Raw genomic sequence first — 1,335 nt, forward strand, 5'->3', positions numbered from 1 at the left:
CCCGCACCGCCTGCTTCTCCAGGGCCCGGAAGGCGCTCTCACCGTCGTCGACGAAGATCTCCGCGATGCTGCGGCCCTGCCCGGCGACGATGTCGTCGTCGGTGTCCCGGTACCCCACCCCCAGCCGCTCGGCCAGCAGCAGCCCGACCGTGGACTTGCCCACACCCATCGGCCCCACCAGGACCACCACCGGCACACTCACCGGATCACCAGATGATCGAGGTAGGACCGCACATTGCGCCCGGTCTCCGCCACACTGTCCCCGCCGAACTTCTCCGCCACCGCGTCGGCCAGCACCAGCGCCACCATCGCCTCCGCGACGATCCCCGCCGCCGGCACCGCACACACGTCGGAACGCTGATGATGGGCCTGCGCCGCCTCACCCGTGGCCACGTCCACCGTGCGCAGCGCCCGCGGCACCGTCGCGATCGGCTTCATCGCCGCCCGCACCCGCAGCACCTCACCCGTGCTCAGCCCGCCCTCGGTCCCGCCCGCACGCCCGGTCGCCCGCCTGATCCCCTCACCGGTGGCCACGATCTCGTCGTGCGCCAGGGAACCGGGCACCCGCGCCAGAGCGAAACCGTCCCCGACCTCCACCCCCTTGATCGCCTGCACACCCATCAGAGCCGCCGCCAGCCGCGCGTCCAGCCGCCGGTCCCAGTGCACATGCGAGCCCAGACCCACCGGCACACCGTAGGCCAGCACCTCCACCACCCCGCCGAGCGTGTCACCCTCCTTGTGCGCCAGGTCGACACGGTCCACCATCGCCCGGGAGGCGTCCGCGTCCAGACAGCGCACCGGATCCGCGTCCAGCCGCTCCACATCCCCCGGCACCGGGTACACCCCGTACGGAGCCCGGACCTCCGCCAGCTCCACCACATGGGAGACGACCTCGATCCCCGCCGTCACCCGCAGATACGACCGCGCCACCGCCCCCAGCGCCACCCGGGCCGCCGTCTCCCGCGCCGAAGCCCGCTCCAGCACCGGCCGCGCCTCGTCGAAACCGTACTTCTGCATCCCCGCCAGATCCGCATGACCCGGCCGCGGACGCGTCAACGGCGCGTTACGCGCCTGCGCGGCCAGCTCCACCGGATCCACCGGATCAGCCGCCATCACCTTCTCCCACTTCGGCCACTCGGTGTTGCCCACCATGACCGCCACCGGAGACCCCAGAGTCAGACCGTGCCGGACACCACCGAGGAACGTCACCTCGTCCCGCTCGAACTTCATCCGCGCCCCCCGGCCGTAACCCAGACGACGCCGCGCGAGGTGGTCCGCCACCATCTCCGTGGTGATCGGCACGCCGGCGGGAAGACCCTCCAGCGTGGCCACCAG

The 1,335-nt window shown here is 72.4% G+C and carries 2 protein-coding genes; both read right to left on the reverse strand.

What is annotated here, in order from left to right; all coding sequences use genetic code 11:
- Positions 1-169, reverse strand: a 169-nt coding sequence (locus ACF061_RS39035) for a shikimate kinase (RefSeq protein WP_392271775.1), incomplete at its 3' end; no start/stop codon positions are given.
- A 29-nt stretch (positions 170-198) separates the two neighbouring features.
- A partial coding sequence (gene aroC, locus ACF061_RS39040; RefSeq protein ID WP_392271774.1) for a chorismate synthase occupies positions 199-1,335 on the reverse strand: 1,137 nt, incomplete at its 5' end.

The sequence above is a fragment of the Streptomyces sp. NPDC015220 genome (assembly GCF_043079345.1).
GTDB lineage: Bacteria > Actinomycetota > Actinomycetes > Streptomycetales > Streptomycetaceae > Streptomyces.